We start from the raw sequence: 20738 nt of genomic DNA, 5'->3' as shown, positions 1-20738 counted from the left end.
GCAACCGACATGAACTTCCAACGACTGGGCACCACCGCCGACGACCACGCCATTGCCGATGCCGTGGCCCGCTTTGCCGACGACGCACTCGCCCCGCTGGCGCAGCGCATGGACGAAGAGGCGCTGTCCGCCACCTGCCATGTGCCGGGCCTGTCGGCCCTGGGCGTGATGGGCATGAACCTGCCCGAGGCCCTGGGCGGCCCCGGCGTCACGCCCACGGCCATGCTGCTGTCCCTGGTGGCCATCTCGCGCGCCTGCGCGGCCACCTCGTCCATGATCGGCGCCCACTACCTGGGCACGGACGCCGTGCTCATCGGCGGCGACGACGCCCAGCGCCAGCAGTGGCTGCCGCGCTGCGCCAGCGGCCAATGGCTGGCGGCCTTTGCGCTGACCGAGCCGCGCGGCGGCTCCCACCCGGCCGACATGCGCACGCGCGCCGTGCGCGATGGGGACGACTATCTGATCACGGGCGTCAAGCACTTCATCTCCAACGCCGCCGAGGCGCGCTTCATGGTCGTCTTCGCCAAGACCGACATGGAGGCCGGCGCGCGCGGCGTCAGCGCCTTCATCGTGCCGCGCGATCTGCCTGGCATCCAGGTCTCGGCCCCCGAAAAACTCATGGGCATCCGCGGCGGCCATGCCTTCGAGGTCTCGCTGGACGGCGTGCGCGTGCCTGCCAGCCACCGGCTGGGCGCCGAGGGCACAGGCTTCAAGACGGCCATGAAGGTCCTGGACAACAGCCGCCTGGACGTGGCGGCCACCGCCCTGGGCGTGGCCGAGGCCGCCCTGGCCGCTGCAGCGCAATGGGCCAATCAGCGCCTGGTCGGCGGCGAGCCGCTGGCCACGAAACAGGGCATCCAGTGGAAGCTGGCAGACATGAAGCTGCGCCTGGAGGCATCGTGGGCACTGACCATGCAGGCCCTGGCCTTGCGCCAGGCCGGCCAGCCCTTCACCCAGCACTCGGCCATGGCCAAGCTCCATGCGTCCGAAATGGTGGGCTTCGTCACCGACGAGGCCCTGCAGATCCACGGCGGCTACGGCTACACGCGCGAGATGCCGCTGGAGCGCCTGGTGCGCGATGCGCGCATCCTGCGCATCTACGAGGGCTCGTCCGAAGTGCAGCGCAGCATCATTGCGCGTGGAGTGCTGGGCGGCAGCTGAATGCAGCAGCGGGTGGCTAGGAGAAATCTGAAAATGGCACCCTCGCGCCCGGAAAAGGCCGTTGATGCAGAGCGGTTCAAACCCCAGGTCTTCCCTGGACCTTGCGAGGGGGCGCAAAATGGCGGCTGTTGCGGCCTTCGGGCCGCAGCGCATTTGTTGCGGGAAGCGCCCGCATCCCGCCCCCTCCCGCGCCAGCCGCCCCTGCCGAAAGAAGCCTCCGTTGTCCGCCGCGCATTCCGTCCTGCAAGCCGTGTTCGGCTACGAACAATTCCGCGGTCCGCAGGAGGCCATCGTCTCGCACGTGGTCGCCGGCGGCGATGCGCTGGTGCTCATGCCCACGGGTGGCGGCAAGAGCCTGTGCTACCAGGTGCCGGCCATCGTGCGCCAGCAGCAGGGCCACGGCGTGGCGGTGGTGGTGTCGCCGCTGATCGCGCTCATGCACGACCAGGTGGGCGCGCTGCACGAGGCCGGCGTGAGCGCCGCCTACCTGAACTCCACGCTGTCCTATGACGAGACGCAGGAAGTCGAATGGCGCCTGCAAAGCGGCGACATCACATTGCTGTATGCCGCGCCCGAGCGCCTGAACACGCCGCGCTTCCTGGGCCTGCTCGACGACCTGCATGCCCAGGGCAAGCTGTCGCTGTTCGCCATCGACGAGGCGCACTGCGTGAGCCAGTGGGGCCATGACTTCCGGCCCGAGTACCGCGCGCTGAGCGTGCTGCACGAACGCTATGGGGGCGTGCCGCGCATTGCGCTCACGGCCACGGCCGATGCGCTGACGCGCGCCGACATCGTCGAGCGGCTGCAGCTGGAGAGCGCACGGCACTTCGTCAGCAGCTTCGACCGCCCCAACATCCGCTACCGCATCGCCGAGAAGAAGGACGTCAGCAACCAGCTGCTGCGCTTCATCGAGCGCGAGCACGAGGGCGAGGCCGGCGTGGTCTATTGCCAGTCGCGCAAGCGCGTGGAGGAGCTGGCCCAGACGCTGAGCCAGGCCGGCGTGCCCGCCCTGCCCTACCACGCGGGCCTGCCCTTCGAGACGCGCCAGCTGCACCAGGACCGCTTCCTGCGCGAGGACGGCATCGTCATCGTCGCCACCATCGCCTTCGGCATGGGCATCAACAAGCCCGATGTGCGCTTCGTGGCGCACGTGGACATGCCCAAGAACATCGAGGGCTACTACCAGGAAACCGGCCGCGCAGGCCGCGACGGGCTGCCCGCCGATGCCTGGATGGCCTACGGCCTGTCCGACGTGGTCAACCAGCGCCGCATGATCGACGAAAGCCCGGCCGAGGACACCTTCAAGCAGGTCATGCGCGGCAAGCTCGATGCCCTGCTGGGCCTGGCCGAGGCCACGGACTGCCGCCGCGTGCGGCTGCTGGCCTACTTCGGCGAGCAGTACGGCCTGGGCGCACCGGGAGAAGACGCAGAGACGGACATTGAAGGCCGGCCGCTGCAGCGCGTGGCAAAGACCGCCTGCGGCAACTGCGACAACTGCCTGGAGCCCCCGGCCCTGTGGGATGGAACGGACGCCGCGCGCAAGCTGCTGTCCACCATCTACCGCGTGCACGAGGCCAGCCAGCTGACCTTTGGCGCGGGCCACATCATGGACGTGCTGCGCGGCAAGGACACCGAGAAGGTGCGCCAGTACGGGCACGAGAAGATCTCCACCTTCGGCCTGGGCAAGGACTACAGCGAGCCCCAGCTGCGCGGCGTGATGCGCCAGCTGCTGGCCACTGGCGCCCTGGGCCTGCACAAGATCACCAGCGAGAACAGCGGCCACAGCTTCGACACCCTGTGCCTGGCCGAAGGCTCGCGCGAAGTGCTGCGCGGCAATGTCCAGGTACAGCTGCGCGAGGCCGTCGCAGCGCCGCGCACGCGCACCTCCAAGCGCGCCACCCAGCCCAACGCGGCCGCCGCCAGCCTGGGGCCTGATGCCCAGGTGCGCTTCATCAACCTCAAGGCCTGGCGCGCCGAAGTCGCGCGCGAGCACAACCTGCCGGCCTACGTGATCTTCCACGACGCCACGCTGGCCGCCATTGCCGAGCGCAACCCGGCCTCGCTGGACGACCTGCAGGGCATCAGCGGCATGGGCGCCAAGAAGCTGGACGCCTATGGCGCCGAGGTGCTGCGGGTGGTGGCCACGGGTTGAGGCGCATAGCCCTCATGCACATCGCATGGGGCAGGGCTTCACCATGAGAAAAGGCCTGCACCTCCATGGCGTCAGGCCTTTTTCGTGAAACCGGAACCCCTTACTGCGCCAGCACCCTGAAGGTCAGCGTGTAGTTGTTGCCGTACTGCGGCGCGGCGGCGCCGGCGGGGGCGTCGGCGCGGTAGCGCACCAGGGCCAGGTAGATGCCTGACTTGGGCAGGGCGTAGGAGATGCGGCCCTCGCCATCGGTGGTCAGCGCGTCCACGCTGTGCTGGCTGGCCAGGTCCATGGCCGAGCGGAAGATTTCCACCTTCTGCGCGGCCAGCGGCCTGCCATCGTATTGCACGGTGAAGTCGAACTTCTCGCCCGCGAACAGGTCGGCGGGATGCGTGACGGGCACGATCTCCAGGCCCTTGCCTGAGGGCGCGAGCGCGGCCCGGCTGGGCTTGCCCACCGTGATGTAGGTCTCGGAGACCGACAGCGACTGGTAGTGGCTCAGCAGCCTGGCATCGGCCGGCGTGGGCGTGGCGGGATCACGCGCGGTCTCCACCTTGCCGTTGCGCTCCCACGAACGGAAGATGGCGCCCAGGCGCGGGCCGGTGCTCACGCGGTAGGTGCCCTTCTCGTCGGGCAATTGGTGCTCGGCCACGGTGCGGGTCTTGAACTGGCGCACATCGGCCATGGGCGTGACCGAGCCGTCGGGCGCCGTCACGGCGAAGCGCGTTTCGCCAAAAGCCACTTCGGGGATGAAGAACTTGTCGGCGAAGCTGGCGTCCACGCTGATGACGGCCCGGGGCTGGGCCTCGAAGCTGGTGGGCAGCAGGTAGGGCGTGTGGGCCTGGGCGGAGATGCACACGGCCGACAGCAGCGGCAGCCACCAGGCCAATCGCTTGGATGGGGTTTTGGCCATGTCCGCTCAGGGCTTCTTGACGTCGTTCTTGTCCACGACGCCATCGGCATTGACGTCGGCTTCCTTGAAGCTGCGTTCGGCGATGGCCATGTCTTCTTCCACGGTGTATTTGCCGTCGCGGTTCCTGTCCACGATGCCGAAGCGCACATGGGCCTGCTTCATGGACTGGGCATAGCGCTCGTCGGGCTGGCGGCCCGCGTACTGCTGCTTGAGGCGGGCCTCGAACTCGTCCACGTACTCCTTCTCGCTGAGCCAGCCGTCGCCATTGGTGTCGCCGGCCAGGAAGCGCTGCTTGCGCACGGTGTCGTACTCCTGGCGCGTGACCACGCCATCACGGTTGGCGTCGTAGCTGCCCATGAAGGCAGACTGGCCATGCCCGCCCGCAGGCTGGGCCGGGCCGCTGGCGGACGGTGCCGTGGGCGATGCGCAGGCGGTGAGCAGGGCCGCCAGGCCGGCAGCGGCCAGCATGCGGTGGGACAGAGAGAACTCGATCATGAAACGACTCCTGAAGTAGGCAGATACAGCGGCGGCTGCGATGGTGGTGGAGGCTTTCCGGCCGACACCGCCGCTGTAGGGAAGGCCGGCCGGCCCCTGGAGAAACTCCTCGGATCCGCGCCACGCGGCAAGTGAAGGTGGCGTGGATGCAATGGCATGGTGCGCAGGGTGCTCAGAACGCAACGTTCATGGACACGGCGAAGGTGCGGCCCGGGTTGCTCAGCAGCTCGATGTCGCGGCGGTCGCGCGCCACGCCGGGCTGCAGGCTGCGGGTGCTGGAATAGTCCCAGTAGCGCTTGTCGCCCAGGTTGTAGATGCCGGCGTTCAGGCGCACGTTCTTTGCGACCTGCCAGTAGCCGGCCAGGTCGAAGATGGCATGGCCGGGCACGCGGAACAGCTCGGTGGTCGAGTCGGTCAGGCCGGTGCCCGCGTTCAGGTAGCTGTCGCGGTTGGTGGCCACGGCCTGCTTGCCCGCGACGAAGGTGCCGGTCAGGTTCAGGCCCCATTGCCGGGCTGGTGCGTCATAGCCCACGCCGACGATGGCCTTGCGCGGCAGCACGCTGTCCAGCGGCACATCCTTGTCGCCTGCGTAGTAGGACTTGGAGGTGCCGCGGCTGATGCCCAGCGCCCAGGTGGAGTACAGGCCCCTGGCGGCGGGCATCCACTGGCCGTGGTCCAGGCGCGCGCTGGCCTCGAAGCCGTAGATCTTTGCGCTGTCGCGGTTCTCGGCCTGGTAGATGGTGCCGATGTGGGCGGGCACGTTGACGAACAGGTCGGGACGGCCCGCGCGCAGGTAGCGCGTGTAGGCGATGAAGTCGGAGTACCTGGTATAGAAGACCGAGCTGTTGAAGGTCACGCCCGGCGTGGGCGAACCCTTGAGGCCGAAGTCGAAGGCATTGCTGCTTTCCTCCTTCAGGTTGGGGTTGCCGACCAGGGCGTACTGGCCTGCCGCGTTGTAGTTGCTGGCCATGTTCCACGAGCCGAAGATCTCGCCGGCCGAGGGCTCTCGCCCGCTGCGCTTGAACTGGGCATAGGCGCTGAACGTGGGCGTGAGGTCATAGACCAGGGCGAGGCTGGGGCTGAGGATGGTGTTGCCGCGCGTGCCGCCGTAAATCTTTTCCACATCGGCGGCCGTGAGCACGCCCGAGACGAAGTTGTCCAGGTCGCGTGTCTTGATCTCCACGCGGTCCACGCGCAGCGCGGGAATCAGCGCCAGGCGGCGGCCGCCGGCCTGGAAGCTGATCTCGTCCTGCAGGAAGGCGCCGTAGCGGCGGGTGGTGGTGTCGGGCTGGGGCTTCATAACGGGCGTGCCGGTAGCGAAACGTTCCACGGCCGCTCCGTGTCCTGTGTCGATGCATTGACGCCAAAGCTCAGGCGGTGGCGGTCGATGCGCTTGTCGCCCGTGCTCGAGAAACCCCAGGTGCGCGTCTCATTGCCGGAGACGTTGTGCACCTTGGCGCCCGTGGCCAGCGTGGTGGTGTCGGTGACGTCGTTGGTGTCCGTGTTCTGGAAGTACAGCCGCGTGTCCAGCTGGTCCACCCAGGCGCCGGCCGGTGTCCACAGGTGCTGCAGCTGCAGCGTGTTGCGGCTGGTGTCGCTGTTCTGGCGCGAGCTTTCGGTGATGCTGGTGTTGGTGGTGTCCCAGCCGTGGAAGGAGGTGTCGTTCTTGCGGCGGTACAGGTCGGCCGACAGCACCAGGCGGTGGGCCGGGTTGATGCGCAGGCCGCCCTTGAGCAGCAGCGCGTTGGAGTTCCAGTCGTCGGGATAGCTGTTGACGATGGCGCTGTGGTTGCGCGTCTCGTGGCCGTCGCGGCGCGAGTAGGCGATCAGGCCGTCGAGGTCGCCCGAGCGGCCAGCGGCCGTGAAGCTCTCGTTCCAGGAGCGGTCGGCCGTGTCATGGTCGATCTTGCCGCCCAGGTAGGAGGTCTTGCCGCCCACCAGGTAGTCCTCGGCGGACTTGGTGCGAAAGCCCACCGAGCCGCCGATGCCACCGGCCGCGCGCCGCGCCGTGGTGGTGCCGGAGTGGATGTCCACGCCCGAGAACATTTCCGGATCGATGAAGTCGCGGCCCACGCCGAAGGTGTTGGCGCCGACACGGCTCACATAGGGGCGCGTGGTGGCGTCGGGCATCTCGACGCCGTCCACATCCATGCCGATGCGGTTGCCCTCGATGCCGCGGATGTTGTAGCCCGTGGTGCCCGAGCGGTCGAAGCTGCTGCGGTTGCGGCTGGTGCCCGAGGCCGTGCCCGGCGCGGAGACCAGGGGCTGGTAGCGCACCACATCGGCCATGCTGCCGGCCTGCTCCAGCGCCGGGCCGCTGACGGTGGTGGAGGCGCCCGGGGTTCGCTGCGCGGGCTCGGCCGTGTCGACCACGTCGACCTGGGCCAGTGCCTTGGTGGGTGCCTGCGCCATCAGCCGGGCCTCATCGTCCAGGGCCTGAGGCCGGGGCTGGGCCCAGGCGCCGGACGTGGCCAGGCCGATCACGGCGGCCTGCACGGCCACGGCCAGCAGGCTGGGCCGCAAGGCCGGCGCAGCGCAGGGATTCCAGAAAAGGGAGACAGGGGCGCAGGAGCGTGAAGATGGAGCCATGGCAGGAATCGGGGAACGAGGGTTGCTGGCTAGCTGCCGACCTCTTCGCGGAGTGCTCTTGCGAGACCATTGATTCCCCCCGGGTGTGATTTCTTCCTGCTGGCTTTCCGCGATTCTCCCACCAATTGATAATGATTATCATTTGTTTTGTATCATTTACGTCACAGGGACAGATCACGGTCCCGCGCGGACCTCCTCCACAAACCCCACACAAAGACTCGACAGCGCAGCAAGATTGCCCGCTCACACTGCGGCGGCTGAATATCTGGAGCCCTTTGCTGTGACCAATAACGCCCAACTCCTGGCCGACGAAGCCAAGTACTGCTCGTTCGGGGATACCGTCCACTACGTCAATCCCCCCAAGATCTTTTCGGGCTGCGAAGGCAGCTACATGTACGACGAGGCCGGCACGCCCTACCTCGATCTGCAGATGTGGTATTCGGCCGTGAACTTCGGCTACAAGAACAAGCGCCTCGAGCAGAAGATGATCGAGCAGCTGCAGACCCTGCCCCAGGTCGCCAGCCAGTACCTGCACCCCACCAAGATCGAGCTGGCCAAGTTCATCGCCCAGGATGCGGAGCGCAAGTGGGGCCATGCCGGCCGCGTGCACTTCAACGTGGGCGGCGCCCAGGCCATCGAGGACTCGCTCAAGGTCGTGCGCAATGCCAGCGGCGGCAAGAGCCTGATGTTCGCCTTCGAGGGCGGCTACCACGGCCGCACGCTGGGCGCCTCCAGCATCACCTCCAGCTACCGCTACCGCCGCCGCTACGGCCACTTCGGCGACCGCGCGCAGTTCATCCCCTTCCCCTACCCGTTCCGCCGCCCCAAGGGCATGACGTCCGAGGAATACGCGGACTCCATCGTCCGGGAATTCGCGCGCAAGTTCGAGAACGAATACCACGCCATCTGGGACCCCAAGACCAACCAGTGCGAGTACGCAGCCTTCTACGTGGAGCCCATCCAGGGCACGGGCGGCTACGTCGTGCCGCCGCCCAACTTCTTCAAGGGCCTCAAGAAGGTGCTGGACGACCACGGCGTGCTGATGGTGGTCGATGAAATCCAGATGGGTTTCTGGCGCACCGGCACGCTGTGGTCGGTGGAGAACTTCGGCGTCAAGCCCGACGTGCTGGTCTTCGCCAAGGCGCTGACCAACGGCCTCAACGCCCTGTCGGGCCTGTGGGCGCGCGAGGAACTGATCAACCCCACCATCTTCCCGCCGGGATCGACCCACTCCACCTTCGCCTCCAACCCGCTGGGCACGGCCCTGGGCCTGGAAGTCATGAAGATGACCCACGAGATGGACTTCGGCCGCCAGGTGCGCGAATCGGGCGCCTACTTCCTCGAAGGCCTCAAGGAGCTGCAAAAGCGCCACAAGGAAATCGGCGATGTGGACGGCCTGGGCCTGGCGCTGCGCGCCGAGATCTGCACCGAGGACGGCTTCACGCCCAACAAGGCGCTGCTGGACAAGATGGTGGACATCGGACTCGAAGGCGGCCTGGAATACAAGGGCAGCAAGCGCGGCCTGGTGCTGGACGTGGGCGGCTACTACAAGAACGTGATCACCTTCGCGCCCTCGCTGATGATCTCGCGCCCCGAGATCGACGAGGCCATGGTCCTGCTGGACCAGTTGCTCACGAAAGCCAAGGCGGCCTGAAGGCGCGATGCCCGCAGAGCGCCTGCACAACCAGCTCGAACCCCCAGGCCTGCTCGCGCAGTTCGCGGCCCATCCTCCCGAGGGCTTCGCACTGCTGCAGGACTGGCCGGCGCCGGCCTTCACGGCGCCCTTCGATCTTCTGACCACGGCGGACGACGCGCTCAAGGCGCGTCTTTTGTCGTTGCCCGGTGGCGGCTGGCTGTCGCGCCGGCTGCGCCTGTCCACCGACTTCGTGGGCACCACGGTCAGCGAGTACGCCGTGCTGCCCATGGGCATCCCTGCCGCCCAGCAGGCTGCCGCGCTGCGTGCGCGCGCAGGCCGGCGCATGCTGACCATCGTCAAGGACCTGCCCCAGGATTCCCCGCTGCTGCCGGACGCCGACAACGCCCATGCACGGGCGCTGGCGCAGGCCCTGGCCGATGCGGGCTTCATCCTGGTCGAAGGCCAGGCCCTGGCCCATGTGCCCATCGACTTTTCCAGCCTGGACGAGTACCTTGCGCGCCTGTCCAGGAGCCGCCGCCAGAACCTGCGCCGCAAGCTCAAAAGCCGCGCGCAGCTGCAGGTGCAGCGCATTCCCACGGGCGCGGCCTTTGCCGATGACGCCCGGGTCGATGCCTACTACGCGCTGTTCGATGCGGTGTATGCGCAAAGCGAGATCCACTTCGACAGGCTCACGCGCGATTTCTTCGCGGCCGTGCTGCGCGATGCAGGCAACGGCGGCCTCGTCTTCGAGTACCGCGCGCTGCAGGACGACGGCGCGCCCGGCGCGCTGCTGGGCTGGAACCTGTGCTTCGAGCACGGCGGCAAGCTGATCGACAAGTACATCGGCCTGTCCTACCCGGCCGCACGCGAGGCCAACCTCTACTTCGTGAGCTGGATGGTCAACCTCGAATACGCCATCGAACGCGGCCTGAGCCACTACGTGGCCGGCTGGACCGATCCCGAGGTCAAGGCCCAGCTGGGCGCCAGCTTCACCTTCACGCAGCATGCGGTCTTCATCCGCAACCCGCTGCTGCGCGCACTGGGCCGGCGCTTTGCCGGCCACTTCGAAAGCGATCGCCAATGGAGCGAACAGAACTGAATGCCCAGCCGGTCGTGCTGGATGTGGATGGCTCGGTGGGGTCCTTGCCCGGCGAGCTGCGCCTGCCGCTGCAGCACTGGCAGGAGCAGGTGCGCTTCGGCTGCGGCCTGCGGCGCTTCGCGCGGTTCCGCGCGGCGCTCGATGCACAGCTGCCCGCCGCGCATGGCACGGCCCTCATGGGCAGCGGCGACTTCCACCATCTGAGCTGGCCGCTGATCGAGCGCTGCATCGCGGCGCGGGCCCTGTCCTCAGGCCGGCCGCTGCGCGTGGTCGTGCTGGACAACCACCCCGACAACATGCGCTTTCCCTGGGGCGTGCACTGCGGCTCCTGGGTGCGCCGCGTGGCCCTGCATCCGGCCGTCTCGCATGTGCACGTGGCCGGCATCACTTCCGCCGACATCGGCCGCGCACACGCCTGGGAGAACTACCTCACGCCGCTGCGCGCGGGCCGCCTGAGCTACTGGAGCGCGGGCGTGGACACGGGCTGGGCGCGCCGCCTGGGCGTGGACTCGGCCTTTCGCAGCTTTGCCAGCGTGGCCGAGCTGTCGCGCACGCTGGCGCGCATGCTGCGCGAGCAGGCCCAGCCCACCTACCTGAGCATCGACAAGGACGTGTTCGCGCCCGAGGTGGTGCGCACCAACTGGGACCAGGGCCGCATGCTGGAGAGCGAAGCCATGGACATCATTGGCGCGCTGTCCGGCCAGATCGTGGGCAGCGACATCACGGGCGATGTGTCTTCCTGGCGCTACGCGACCTGGTGGAAGCGCTGGATGAGCGCGGGTGACGGCCAGGACACGCAGATCGGCGCGCAGACGCTGGCCACCTGGCAACTGGGCCAGCATGCGTTCAACGAGCGCCTGGTGGAGCGTCTGCAGCAGGCCGGCTGAGGCCCCACCGGGGCTGCGGCGACCGGGGCTGCGAGGTCAGGCGGCGGCCTGCTTCGTGGCGCTTTCCAGCACCTGGACCAGATCGCCAAAGCGCGCGTCGTCGAACCACAGGCTGTTGCCCACGGCCACCAGGCGCCGTGCCCAGTCGCGCCCCTGGTCCACCACGTCCTGGCGCGCCAGGCCCAGCACATGGTCGTAGCGGCCATAGTCGGGCAGCACATGGACGAAGGGCAGCGACAGACCCCAGCCCCGCCCCCATTGCGCGCGCAGCAGCGCATCGCGCGTGGCGGCATCGCGCAGGCGCAGCAGCAGCACGGGCCAGACGCCTTGCGCACCCGGCACGGTGTCACCCACCACCTCGATCCCATCGATGGCCGACAGCCAGGCGCCGCGCTCACGGGCCTGGCGCTGCAGTTGCTGCTGGAAATCCGCCAGCCGCGCCAGCGCGCGCCGGCCCACGCGGCGGCGCCAGGCGCCCAGTTCATGGCGGGGAATGCCGTCGTCGAAATCATCGCCGGCGGCCTGCACCCAGTCGCTGCGCGACAGCGCATCGCGCAGGGGACGGCCATAGGCCAGGTCCAGCCCGGCGGGGCGGTACAGCGCCGCATAGCCCAGCAGCTCCAGGCTGCGGCGCAACTCCCAGCCCCGGTCCTGGCGCACGCTGGCCGCATGTGTCTCGCGCAGTGCCTCGCGCAGCGCGGGGTCGCGTGCCAGCAGCACGCCGCCCTCGAAGGTGGTCAGGCCCTTGCCCACGGCCAGGCTGTAGAAGCCCACATCGCCCTGCCAGCCCACGGGCTCGCCGCGCAGGCGCGCGCCCAGGGCCTGGGCCGCGTCCTCCACCACCCAGGCGCCCACGGCGCGCGCGCAGTCCACGGCCGTGGCCACGTCGGCCACGCGGCCGCACAGATGCGTGGGCAGCACGGCCAGGGTGCGTTCGCTGCACAGGGCGCGCAGGCGCGCGGGGTCCATGTCCAGCGTGTCGGGATGCAGATCGCACAGGCGCAGTTGCAGGCCGCAGTGCGCCACGGCCAGGGCCACCAGCGGGCAGGTATAGGCGGGGGCGATGACTTCGCTGCGGCCCGGCGCCAGGCGGCGCAGGGTCTGCAGCGCCACCATCAGCGCCGAGGTGCCAGAGCATTCAAGCTGCACGGCGGGCACGCCCAGCCACTGCGCCAGCGCCGTCGCCAGGTCTGCATCGCCCCAGGGCAGCAGGTCGGCCGCGCGCAGCGGCAGGCCTGCCGTGGGCGGCAGCACGCGTTCAGCCATGGCGCGTGCCGTGCTCGGCCGATGCCGCCAGGTGCGCGGCGCCAGCGCTGGCCGAGCCCGCGCCCGGGTTGCCGCCCGCATGGCCCGGCGTGTCGTCGTCTGCGCCGGGCCCCTCGGCCTCCTGCGTCTCGCTGACCGCCAGGCAGGCGATGCCGGCCACGATGAACAGGCAGCCGATGATCTGGGGCATGCCTATGCGCTCGTCGAACAGCCAGTACGACAGCGCCAGCACGGAAAGAATCTCCAGGTGCGATGCCGCAAAGGCCGGGCCGATGGGCGCGCGCTTGAGCAAGGTCATCCACGAGAAAAAGGCGCCGATGTAGCCCACGAAGGCGCCATAGATCCAGGGCTGGCCGAACACGCGCGCCAGCCAGGCCGTGGAGAACTCCAGCGGCAGCGCCGCATTGCCGGCCTGCTTGAAGCTCAGCTGGGCCAGCGTGTCGAAGGCCATGAGCACCAGAAAGCCAATGAAATAGAAACGTTTCATCTCAGTTATTCACGGGGCTGCGCGCCGCCCGCATCGTATGAAACTGGCGAGCCCCAAAGCCAGGGACACCGAGGAAGGGCCGCCCCGCACCGAGGGTGTCGTCCCCCTCCCGCGAAGCGAGAGAGGGGGAAGGCGCGAAGCGACTCAGGGGGTGCTGTTTCATCTCAATGCAGGCCCACGATGGCGACGCCGATGGACACCAGAACGATGCCTGCCACGCGCATGGGTGCCAGCTTCTCGGCAAACAGCAGCCGGCCCGCGATCATGATGGCCACGATGTTGATGGAGCCCAGCAGCACGCCCTCGGACAGCGGCACCAGCGAGAGAAAGGCCAGCCACAGCACGAACTCGGCCACATAGCAGCCCACGCCCAGCCACAGCCAGGGCCTGGAGGCCATGAAACGCCAGCGTGCCAGGCCGTCGAGGTCACCGGGCTGGCTGGCAGCGGCCTTGAAGGCCAGCTGGCCGCCGCTGTCCACCAGCACATTCAGCACCCACAGCGTGATGACCAGCGGCGAGAGATCACTGCCCATGCGGCGCAGCCTCCACAGCCCGGCCTTCGCGGGGGGCGGCACCGCTGGCGATGCGCGCCACGAACTCGGTGGTGCGCGCGATCACGGTGCGGCGGTCGCGGTCGATGGTGACCATGTGGTAGCTGTTGTCCAGCAGCACCAGCTCGACATGGGCCTGGCTGGCGCCGTGCACGATGTCGTGGGCGTTGGCCACCGACGAGATGTCGTCGTTGCGCGCATGGATGACCAGGCAGGGCGAGCGCAGCTGGGGCAGGCGCGCCAGCACGTGGGCCGAGAGGCGGCGCAGCTCGATGATGGACCACCAGGGATTGCCCGGCAGGCCGGCCGCCGCGCTGTCGCCCGAGTGCATCTGCTCGACCACGCGTGCGCGCAGCGCCTCGTCCTTGATGCCGTAGGGCGGCTGCTCCATGAACACGCTGCGGCGGCCAATGCCCAGCGCGCGGAACAGCGGCAGCAAAAAGGCCAGGCGCGTGTAGAAGGGGATGCTCCAGCCGTCGTAGCGGAAGGTGGTGGACAGGGCGCAGACGCCGTCCACCTTGTCGGGGTGGCGCTGGGCCACGGCCAGGGAGAGCACGGCGCCCATGGACAGGCCGCCGACCACCACATGGTCCACATGCTGCGACAGCCGCTGCAGGCCGCCTTCCACGCTGGCCAGCCAGTCGGTCCAGCGCGTGTCCACGAGATCTTCCATGCTGCCGCAATGGCCGGCCAGCTGGACCGCATAGACGGTGAAGCCCTGCTTGTTCAGCCCCTTGGCCAGCAGGCGCATCTCGGCCGGCGTGCCCGTGAGCCCGTGCACCAGCAGCACGCCGGTGCGCGCGGCAGCGCCCGTGCCGGGCATGACGAATTCATGCTCGGTCACGCAGACGCTTTCCAGCCCCGTGGCAGGCTCGCTGCGCTGAACCAAGGAGAGCCCATCACTCAAATTCATGTCAATTTTCCATGACGCTGCGCGTCGCCCTCTGACCATGAAAATGGCGTGCCCTGAAGCCAGAGACACCAAGGAAGGGCCTTGGCCGGCCGCGCCGCCCCGCACCGAAGGTGTCGTCCCCCTTGGGGGGCGCCGTGCAACGGGAAGGCGCGAAGCGACTCAGGGGGTGGTGGTACGTCATGCCAGCGCCTCCAGGCCCAGGACCACCTTGTCGAGCAAGGCCGTGGCCTGCTCGAAATGCTCGAAGGGCGCATGGGCGATGCCCCGGCTTTCGCAGTGGGCGATCAGCTTGTACTTGGCCAGCACGAAGTCGGCGCGGCCCGAGACGCAGAAGTCCGAGGTGCTGTCGCCCACATAGAGCACGCGGCCATGCTGGGCCTGCTGCTCGGCCAGGCGCTCGCACTTGCAGTTGCCGCTGGCGCGCGCGCACTGCGCGCTGGCCCAGGGCGAGTCCAGGCGCCAGCTGCGCTCGCCGGTCGGCACCAGGCGGTTGGCGATGACCTGCAGATGGCCCAGGCCATGGCGTTCCAGCACATGGCGTATGGCGTAGTCGATGCCGTCGCTGACCACCTGCACCACCATGCCGTGGGCCTGGGCGGCCGCCACGAAGCCGGCGAAGCCGGGATCGATCTCGATGGTGTCCAGGTGGGCGCGCAGCTCGGCCTCGTCCATGTCCAGCAGCGCGACCTGGCCCTTCATGCATTCGCGCGAGCCGATCTCGCCGCGCTCCCAGGCGTCTTCCAGCTCCTGCCAGCCGGGCTTGCCGAAGCGGTTGAGCAGGGTGTCGGTCACGTCCAGCAGGCTGATCGTGCCGTCGAAATCGCTTTGCACCATCCAGCCGGGCGCGGCGGTGTCCAGATACAGGGGAATGCGCTTATTCATGGAACTGCACCCTTACGTTTTGGCCCACGCGCACGGCGGCGGCGGGAGCTTGCTCGAAGACCAGCACGCACTCGATGACACGCACCGGCCCGCGCTGCTGGTCGTCCTGCAGCCGCGCCGTGCCATAGACGGGGCTGATGCGCAGCACGCGTGCCGAGGGCAGCTGCTGCTGTGCGGAGCCATCGGCATCCAGCGTCACCGTGGCCCGCATGCCTTCGCGCACGGCGGCGGCGAAGCTTTCGTTGATTTCGGCGCGCACCTGCAGCGGGCGCTGCGGCAGCAGCACCACGGCCGGCGTGCCGGGCACGGCCTGGCTGCCCGCGTGGGTGGCCAGGCGCACCACGGTGCCGGCCTCGGGCGCGCGCAGTTCCTGGCGCTTGTGCTGGGCGCGCAATTGTTCGAGCTTGCGCTGCGCCACCTGGGCCTCGGCCGCGGCCACGTCGATCTCGGCCTGGGCATCGCGCAGTGCCTGCGCGGCCTCGTCCACGTTCTGCGCGTCGGCCGCGCCTTCGCGGGCCGCTGCCTGCCAGCGCGCCAGGGTCTGCTTGAGCTGGGGCAGGCGCGCGGCGCGTGCCTTCTGGCGGGCCCTGGCCAGCTGGGCCTCGGACTCGGCCACGGCCAGGTCGGCCTGGCCCGTCTCGTCGGCCAGCCTCAGCAGCAGCTGGCCGCGCTGCACGGACTGGCCTTCCTTGACGGACAGCTGCTGTACCACGCCGGCCACGGCGGGCGACAGGTCCAGCAGCCCGCCTTCCACCTCGATCTTGCCGCGCGCCACGGCCACTGCCGCCGGGCCGCTTTGCTGCGCCCTGGAGCTGGCCTGGCCCGCATTGGCGGGCGCATCGTGCGAAGGACCGCAGCCCGCCAGCAGCGCGGCGGCGGCCAGCGCCGCAGCCAGTCCGGCAGTGGAAGCGGCAAGGCCGCTCAGGGGGTGCTTCATTGTTTTTCCTTCAACGGGGAGGTCTGGCGCCAGTCGCTGCGGATGGCGCCGTCCTCCATGCCGAGCACGCGGTCGGCATGGCGCACCAGGCGCGGGTCATGGCTCACGCACAGCACGGTCGTGCCATGGTTGCGCGCCGCGCGGTGCAGGATGTCGATGACGCGCTGGCCGCTTTCGGCATCCAGCGCACTCGTGGGTTCGTCGGCGAACAGCAGCTGCGGCGCCTTGGCCATGGCGCGCGCAATGGCCACGCGCTGCTTTTCGCCGCCCGACAGTTCGGCCGGGCGCATGTGGGCGCGGTGGGACAGGCCGACCTCGTCCAGCGCCTGCTGCGCGCGGCGCAGGGCCTCGTCGCTGCGCAGGCCCATGTAGCCCAGGGGCAGCTGCACCTGCTCGATGGCCGTCAGTGCCGGGAACAGGTTGAAGCCCTGGAAGACGAAGCCCGTGTGGCGCAGGCGAAACTTCTCCAGCGCCCGCGTGCCCAGCTTGCCCAGGTCCTCGCCCAGCGCCATGGCGTGGCCGCTGTCCGGCGCCTGCAGGCCCGACATCAGCGACAGAAGGGTGCTCTTGCCGCAGCCCGAAGGGCCAGAGATCAGGCTCAGTTCGCCCGCGTACAGCGATACCGACAGGCCCTGCAGCACCTGCACGCTGACCATGCCCGACAGGAAGGACTTGCACAGCCGCACGGCTTCCAGGCTGGGCGCCGTGCGAGGCACCGCCGTGGGCGCGGGGGAAGAGGCATTCATCACGTTCATGGTGTCTGGAAGTCTTCAGCGCAGCAGCGTGGCCGGGTCGGCGCGCAGCAGGCTGCGCATGGCGCCCAGGCCCGACAGCAGGGACAGCACGGCCACCAGCACGGCACAGGCCAGCACGGCCGATGCGTTCAGCGCCACGGGCACGCGGTAGGCCGTGGCCACGGCCAGCAGCACGGCGCTGGCCAGCGCGGCCATCACGAAGCCCAGGCCGCCGATCCAGCAGGCCTGCTCCACCACCACGCGGCCCAGGGCCGCGCGGCTCACGCCCAGCGCGTTGAGCACGGCGTACTCGCGCGACGAGGCAGCCACCACGGCCTTGAGCGACTGGCTGGTGACCACCGAGCCCACCAGGCAGACGATGACGGCCATGAACAGCACGCCCGCGCCGGCGCCCGTGTCGAACATCCAGTAGCGCTGCGAGCGCCGCGCGAATTCCTTGGCTGTCCATGCCTCGTAGGGGCCGAAGCTGGGCGTGGACTGGTTCAGGCGCTGCTGGACGGCCTTGGCCGAGGCGCCGGGGCGCACGCGCGCCACGAAGTAGGTGCTGCCCTGGCCCGGGTCACCGGCAATCTCGCGCGCCGTGGCCAGCGAGGCCAGCACGTTCACGCCGCCCAGGCCGCGCAGCCCGTCCACGGCCGCCACCACCTGCACGCGGTGGTTGTTGACCCAGGCCACGCCGCCCTCGCTGGCGCCCAGCGTCTGCAGGTCGGCCCGGTCCACGATCACGGCGCCGGGTTCGCGCAGGCGCTGCCGCTGCCAGGGCTGGAGCACGCGGGAAAACAGCATGGAGGCATCATCGGTGGCAATGCCGGACAGGTAGACCGACACGCCGCCGCCGTGTTCGCTGGCCGCGCCGCCGGCCGGCGTGCTGGAGCGCCAGTCGCCATCGACCCAGACGTAGGGCTCGACGGCAGTGATGTCCGGGTCCATGCGCAGGCGCATGTCCACGTCGCGGCCGATGGTGCGGCCGAAATTCACGCTCTGCGTGCCCGGGTAGCCGATCCACAGGTCGGCCGAGGACGCCGTCACATACAGCGCGGCCGATCCGAAGATGCCCAGCACCAGCGCGGCCTGCATGGCCAGCAGCACGCCGGAGAAGCCCACCGCGAAAACGGAGGGAATGAACCGGCGCCACTCGTGCACCAGCGTCTTGCGCGCCAGCGCGATCATGAGGATGCCCCCTGAGCCACAGGCGCAGGGCCGTTGCCGGCATCGTCCTCCGGCCTGTCCTCGGCAGGCAGCGGCGCGCCGCCCAGGGCCTTGTACAGCGCCACATAGGCCAGGGCATGGGCGGCCAGGGCGGTGGTCTGCTCGCTGCGCGCCTGCAATGCGGCGCGCCGGGACGCCAGACCACCGAACTCGCTGTCCAGGCCCAGCTTCTGGCGCTGGTGCTGCACGCGTTCGCGCTCGGCCAGCACCTGCTGCGAGTCCTGCAGCGTGGCGATGCGCTGGCGCTGGGCACCGATGGCGGCCAGGGCGGACTCGACCTCGGCCACGCCGTCCAGCACGCTCTGGCGGTAGCCCTGGATGGCAGCCTGCAGCGCCAGCTCGCTGGCATCGGCCTGCGAGCGGCGGCGGCCCCAGTCGAACAGGGGAATGTCGATCTGCGGCCCGAAGGTGGGCGCGTTGTCCTGCGTCGTGCGCAGGTTCTGGGTGATGTTGAACGAATACAGCAGCGAGCCGCCGATCACGAAGCGCGGGTACAGCGCCGCTTGCGCAATGCCCTGCTCGGCTGCGGCGCGTTCCACGCCGGCCTGCGCCACCTGGATGTCGGGGCGCGTGCGCAGCAGGTCGGCCGGAAGGACCGCCACGCCCAGCGCCTGCGGGCCGGGCAGCGGCGCTGTCGCATCGGCCTGCAGCCATTGCGCATCGGGCCGTGTGCGGCCCAGCAGTGCGGCCAGCATGTGGGCGCTGAGGGCCTGGGTTTCACGCAGGCCCGCACGCAGGGCAGCGCTCTGGCCGGCCTGCAGCTGCAGCTGGCGCACGGCCTCGGCCGTGCCCAGGCGCTGCTGCTGGCGCACCTGGGCCAGTTGCAGGGCACGCGCATCCAGCTGCGCCTGCTCGTCGATCAGGGCCAGCTGGCGCTGGGCCATGCGGATGTCCAGGTAGCGGTGCACCACGTCGGCCACCAGGGCCACGCGCGCTGCCTGCAGGCGGCCCCGTGCATCGAGCACGGCAGCTGCGGCATTGCGCTCGCCGGCCTCGCGGGCGCCGAACAGGCCCAGGTCCCAGCTCACGTCGATGCTGGCGTGGAAATACGAGTCGATGGCTGCGATGTCCTGCAGCGTGCGCGCACCGGCCGTGAACACGGGCCGGAAGGCAGCGCCGGCCGTGCCCGCCAGCAGCCGCTGCTGGCGCAGGCGCGACTGGGCCTGGGACAGATCGAGGTTGGCGGCCAGCGCCTCCTCGACCAGGGTGTTGAGGGATTCATCGCCCCAGGCCTTCCACCAGCCCTGCAGGTCGGGTGCGGCGGCCGAGCCAGGTGCACCCGGCGCGGCGGCGGGCAGGGGCTGTGTCCACTGCGCAGGCACCGAGCCGTCGAGCTGTGCCGGGGGCGGCGATGAGCAGCCGGCCAGCGCCAGGGCGGCGCCCAGGCACAGGCTGGAGAGGCGTTGCGTCGCGGCGGCGTGGTTCACGGGATGGACAGGCGGGAGGGGATGATCGAGGGGGAGGACCGGGAAAACGAGGCCAGGGAACCATGTCCCCGGATAGCCATTGGACGCGGCCAAGCTTGCGCGAGGTTGCAGGCTTTATGGAGGAAACATGGAGAACGCGGCGCCGTGCGCAAGCCTCTCTTGCCCATCCCGGGCGGTAGTCAGTCGCGGACCGCGCCAGATTACCGCGGACTCGGATGATTCCGAGTTTATTTTCAGAACACTCCGATTCCAATGCCGCATACAGGTCGGTATATTGACCGGATATCGCGCCCGGTGCCGCCTGTCCCAAGGACATTGATCCATATCTTCCTGGCTGGAGTCCACAGCATGCCTTTCACAGCCATCTTGCGCCATGCATTGGCCATGCCGCTCCTCTTGATTTTCTTCATGGCCCCTATTTCATCCTGGGCCCGTTGTTCCTCCCAGGGCTGGAATGCCCAGTTTCCGGGTTCGGCCAACACCCCCACCATCGTCAATGAAAATTATCCGATTGGCAGCGTTGTCTATTCCAGGACAATGGCTTTGCAAAATACCGGGGCCGGCAGCTACCACATTTCTTGCGACAATGATTTTTATTACATAGAAGGCATTGGAACGGAAAGCGGTGGAATATATTCCACCTCCATTCCCAACCTGGGCATGAGAATCACGTGGGAAAGAGCCGCGCCTTATTCCGGGTCCATGCTGAAACAGGGCATATTCCATTCACTGCCAAGCAACAACATGACCATCGAGCTCGTGAAAACCGGGGAACTCACATCTGGCGGTTTCCTGAATGGCAGCTTCGCACGAATCTACTCTGGGACCAGCAATGCCCGTGACTTGCTGGCCACGGTATTCTTTTCGAGTGGCATCACCGTCAACGTCAGCAGCCGCCCCAGGCCGCCGACCTGCCGGGTGTCCACGGGCAAGATCGACGTGGCCATGGCCCCCGCCCCGTTCGCCGATTTCAAGGGAATCGGGACCGTCACGGCAGCCAAGGACTTCAGCATCGAGTTGACCTGCGCGGGAGGCGAAGCCAATACACGCCTGACCGCCTTCATCACGCTGACGGACGCCACCCAGGCGACCAACCGATCGAGCACGCTGACGCTGGCCCAAAACTCCAAGGCCCGGGGTGTCGGCATACAGGTACTGAGAAACAACGTGCCCGTGAGCTTCGGCGCCGACTCCGGCAGCCTGGGCAATGCCAACCAATGGAATGCGGGCCAGGTCGCACAGGGGCAGAACAGCCTGAAGATTCCGCTGAGCGCGCGCCTGGTGCAGACAGCCGGCAGCGTGACACCTGGCGTGGCCTATGGCAGGGCGACCTTCACGATGAGCTACCAATAGCCGCTGATGGGCCTGCAGGAAATGAACAG

General features: G+C 68.8%; 19 protein-coding genes. 6 read left to right on the top strand and 13 right to left on the bottom strand.

Annotation, left to right across the window (positions count from 1 at the left end):
- Positions 1-9: 9 nt before the first annotated feature.
- A complete protein-coding gene (locus AAN986_RS00725) occupies positions 10-1161 on the top strand; it encodes an acyl-CoA dehydrogenase family protein (RefSeq protein WP_016447375.1) in 1152 nt (383 codons plus the stop codon).
- A gap of 220 nt (positions 1162-1381) precedes the next feature.
- Positions 1382-3313: a RecQ family ATP-dependent DNA helicase gene (locus AAN986_RS00720; protein ID WP_047217586.1), complete on the top strand. Its 1932-nt coding sequence runs from the start codon at positions 1382-1384 to the stop codon at positions 3311-3313.
- Positions 3314-3413: 100 nt separating this feature from the next.
- On the opposite strand, the gene AAN986_RS00715 is transcribed toward AAN986_RS00720, so the two are convergent.
- The 4 genes from AAN986_RS00715 to AAN986_RS00700 all read right to left on the bottom strand — a co-directional run bounded on the left by AAN986_RS00715 (position 3414) and on the right by AAN986_RS00700 (position 7307).
- Entirely contained in the window at positions 3414-4223 is an 810-nt protein-coding gene (locus tag AAN986_RS00715) for a DUF4198 domain-containing protein (protein WP_047217585.1), read from the bottom strand.
- Positions 4224-4229: 6 nt separating this feature from the next.
- A complete protein-coding gene (locus AAN986_RS00710; RefSeq protein ID WP_012202078.1) occupies positions 4230-4718 on the bottom strand; it encodes a hypothetical protein in 489 nt (162 codons plus the stop codon).
- A 172-nt stretch (positions 4719-4890) separates the two neighbouring features.
- On the bottom strand, positions 4891-6048 hold the full coding sequence (locus AAN986_RS00705; RefSeq protein WP_349335547.1) for a TonB-dependent receptor: 1158 nt from the start codon (positions 6046-6048) through the stop codon (positions 4891-4893).
- Positions 6015-7307, bottom strand: a complete 1293-nt coding sequence (locus AAN986_RS00700) for a TonB-dependent receptor plug domain-containing protein (RefSeq protein WP_349335546.1) — start codon at positions 7305-7307, stop codon at positions 6015-6017. Before AAN986_RS00700 ends, AAN986_RS00705 begins: the two co-directional genes overlap by 34 nt.
- A gap of 280 nt (positions 7308-7587) precedes the next feature.
- Here AAN986_RS00700 and AAN986_RS00695 point away from each other — a divergent pair, with 280 nt between their 5' ends.
- The 3 genes from AAN986_RS00695 to AAN986_RS00685 are packed head-to-tail and all read left to right on the top strand — an operon-like array spanning position 7588 to position 10929.
- Positions 7588-8961 (top strand): aminotransferase class III-fold pyridoxal phosphate-dependent enzyme, encoded by a 1374-nt coding sequence (locus tag AAN986_RS00695; protein WP_016452231.1) that lies wholly within the window; start codon positions 7588-7590, stop codon positions 8959-8961.
- Positions 8962-8968: 7 nt separating this feature from the next.
- Positions 8969-10042 carry a GNAT family N-acetyltransferase gene (locus tag AAN986_RS00690; protein WP_047217583.1) on the top strand — a complete coding sequence of 358 codons (1074 nt, stop codon included), beginning with the start codon at positions 8969-8971 and terminating at the stop codon, positions 10040-10042.
- Positions 10024-10929 carry an arginase family protein gene (locus AAN986_RS00685; RefSeq protein WP_047217582.1) on the top strand — a complete coding sequence of 302 codons (906 nt, stop codon included), beginning with the start codon at positions 10024-10026 and terminating at the stop codon, positions 10927-10929. The genes AAN986_RS00690 and AAN986_RS00685 overlap by 19 nt, the downstream gene beginning before the upstream one ends.
- A 36-nt stretch (positions 10930-10965) precedes the next feature.
- Here AAN986_RS00685 and AAN986_RS00680 read toward each other — a convergent pair whose 3' ends face one another.
- The 9 genes from AAN986_RS00680 to AAN986_RS00640 form a co-directional block, all read right to left on the bottom strand.
- Complete coding sequence (locus AAN986_RS00680; protein ID WP_047217581.1) at positions 10966-12195, bottom strand: DegT/DnrJ/EryC1/StrS family aminotransferase; 1230 nt, start codon at positions 12193-12195, stop codon at positions 10966-10968.
- The gene (locus tag AAN986_RS00675) at positions 12188-12682 is read right to left on the bottom strand and encodes a DMT family transporter (protein WP_047217580.1); all 495 of its coding nucleotides are present in this window, start codon (positions 12680-12682) and stop codon (positions 12188-12190) included. The genes AAN986_RS00680 and AAN986_RS00675 overlap by 8 nt, the downstream gene beginning before the upstream one ends.
- A gap of 164 nt (positions 12683-12846) precedes the next feature.
- The gene (locus tag AAN986_RS00670) at positions 12847-13215 is read right to left on the bottom strand and encodes an EamA family transporter (protein WP_012202070.1); all 369 of its coding nucleotides are present in this window, start codon (positions 13213-13215) and stop codon (positions 12847-12849) included.
- The gene (locus AAN986_RS00665; protein ID WP_016452235.1) at positions 13205-14146 is read right to left on the bottom strand and encodes an alpha/beta fold hydrolase; all 942 of its coding nucleotides are present in this window, start codon (positions 14144-14146) and stop codon (positions 13205-13207) included. The genes AAN986_RS00670 and AAN986_RS00665 overlap by 11 nt, the downstream gene beginning before the upstream one ends.
- A gap of 177 nt (positions 14147-14323) precedes the next feature.
- On the bottom strand, positions 14324-15028 hold the full coding sequence (locus tag AAN986_RS00660) for an MtnX-like HAD-IB family phosphatase (RefSeq protein WP_016452236.1): 705 nt from the start codon (positions 15026-15028) through the stop codon (positions 14324-14326).
- Entirely contained in the window at positions 15021-15965 is a 945-nt protein-coding gene (locus AAN986_RS00655; RefSeq protein ID WP_017405665.1) for an HlyD family efflux transporter periplasmic adaptor subunit, read from the bottom strand. Before AAN986_RS00655 ends, AAN986_RS00660 begins: the two co-directional genes overlap by 8 nt.
- Complete coding sequence (locus AAN986_RS00650) at positions 15962-16720, bottom strand: ABC transporter ATP-binding protein (RefSeq protein ID WP_047217579.1); 759 nt, start codon at positions 16718-16720, stop codon at positions 15962-15964. The genes AAN986_RS00655 and AAN986_RS00650 overlap by 4 nt, the downstream gene beginning before the upstream one ends.
- A 15-nt stretch (positions 16721-16735) precedes the next feature.
- A complete protein-coding gene (locus tag AAN986_RS00645; protein WP_016447361.1) occupies positions 16736-17890 on the bottom strand; it encodes an ABC transporter permease in 1155 nt (384 codons plus the stop codon).
- Positions 17887-19356 carry an efflux transporter outer membrane subunit gene (locus AAN986_RS00640; protein WP_047217578.1) on the bottom strand — a complete coding sequence of 490 codons (1470 nt, stop codon included), beginning with the start codon at positions 19354-19356 and terminating at the stop codon, positions 17887-17889. The genes AAN986_RS00645 and AAN986_RS00640 overlap by 4 nt, the downstream gene beginning before the upstream one ends.
- A 348-nt stretch (positions 19357-19704) precedes the next feature.
- Between AAN986_RS00640 and AAN986_RS00635 the strand changes: the two genes are divergently transcribed.
- Entirely contained in the window at positions 19705-20709 is a 1005-nt protein-coding gene (locus tag AAN986_RS00635; protein WP_047217577.1) for a fimbrial protein, read from the top strand.
- The last annotated feature ends 29 nt before the right edge of the window (positions 20710-20738 follow it).

The organism is Delftia sp. DS1230 (assembly GCF_040112715.1).
GTDB classification, from domain to species: Bacteria; Pseudomonadota; Gammaproteobacteria; order Burkholderiales; family Burkholderiaceae_C; genus Comamonas; species Comamonas tsuruhatensis.
This window is presented reverse-complemented; position numbering and strand designations above follow the sequence as displayed.

What these genes read in the sequence shown, in the direction of transcription:
- AAN986_RS00725 (WP_016447375.1), top strand. Translation starts at nt 10, where the DNA reads ATGAACTTCCAACGACTGGGCACCACCGCCGACGACCACGCCATTGCC.
- AAN986_RS00715 (WP_047217585.1), bottom strand. Translation starts at nt 4,223, where the DNA reads ATGGCCAAAACCCCATCCAAGCGATTGGCCTGGTGGCTGCCGCTGCTG.
- AAN986_RS00710 (WP_012202078.1), bottom strand. Translation starts at nt 4,718, where the DNA reads ATGATCGAGTTCTCTCTGTCCCACCGCATGCTGGCCGCTGCCGGCCTG.
- AAN986_RS00700 (WP_349335546.1), bottom strand. Translation starts at nt 7,307, where the DNA reads ATGGCTCCATCTTCACGCTCCTGCGCCCCTGTCTCCCTTTTCTGGAAT.
- AAN986_RS00690 (WP_047217583.1), top strand. Translation starts at nt 8,969, where the DNA reads ATGCCCGCAGAGCGCCTGCACAACCAGCTCGAACCCCCAGGCCTGCTC.
- AAN986_RS00685 (WP_047217582.1), top strand. Translation starts at nt 10,024, where the DNA reads ATGGAGCGAACAGAACTGAATGCCCAGCCGGTCGTGCTGGATGTGGAT.
- AAN986_RS00680 (WP_047217581.1), bottom strand. Translation starts at nt 12,195, where the DNA reads ATGGCTGAACGCGTGCTGCCGCCCACGGCAGGCCTGCCGCTGCGCGCG.
- AAN986_RS00675 (WP_047217580.1), bottom strand. Translation starts at nt 12,682, where the DNA reads ATGAAACGTTTCTATTTCATTGGCTTTCTGGTGCTCATGGCCTTCGAC.
- AAN986_RS00670 (WP_012202070.1), bottom strand. Translation starts at nt 13,215, where the DNA reads ATGGGCAGTGATCTCTCGCCGCTGGTCATCACGCTGTGGGTGCTGAAT.
- AAN986_RS00665 (WP_016452235.1), bottom strand. Translation starts at nt 14,146, where the DNA reads ATGAATTTGAGTGATGGGCTCTCCTTGGTTCAGCGCAGCGAGCCTGCC.
- AAN986_RS00660 (WP_016452236.1), bottom strand. Translation starts at nt 15,028, where the DNA reads ATGAATAAGCGCATTCCCCTGTATCTGGACACCGCCGCGCCCGGCTGG.
- AAN986_RS00655 (WP_017405665.1), bottom strand. Translation starts at nt 15,965, where the DNA reads ATGAAGCACCCCCTGAGCGGCCTTGCCGCTTCCACTGCCGGACTGGCT.
- AAN986_RS00650 (WP_047217579.1), bottom strand. Translation starts at nt 16,720, where the DNA reads ATGAACGTGATGAATGCCTCTTCCCCCGCGCCCACGGCGGTGCCTCGC.
- AAN986_RS00645 (WP_016447361.1), bottom strand. Translation starts at nt 17,890, where the DNA reads ATGATCGCGCTGGCGCGCAAGACGCTGGTGCACGAGTGGCGCCGGTTC.
- AAN986_RS00635 (WP_047217577.1), top strand. Translation starts at nt 19,705, where the DNA reads ATGCCTTTCACAGCCATCTTGCGCCATGCATTGGCCATGCCGCTCCTC.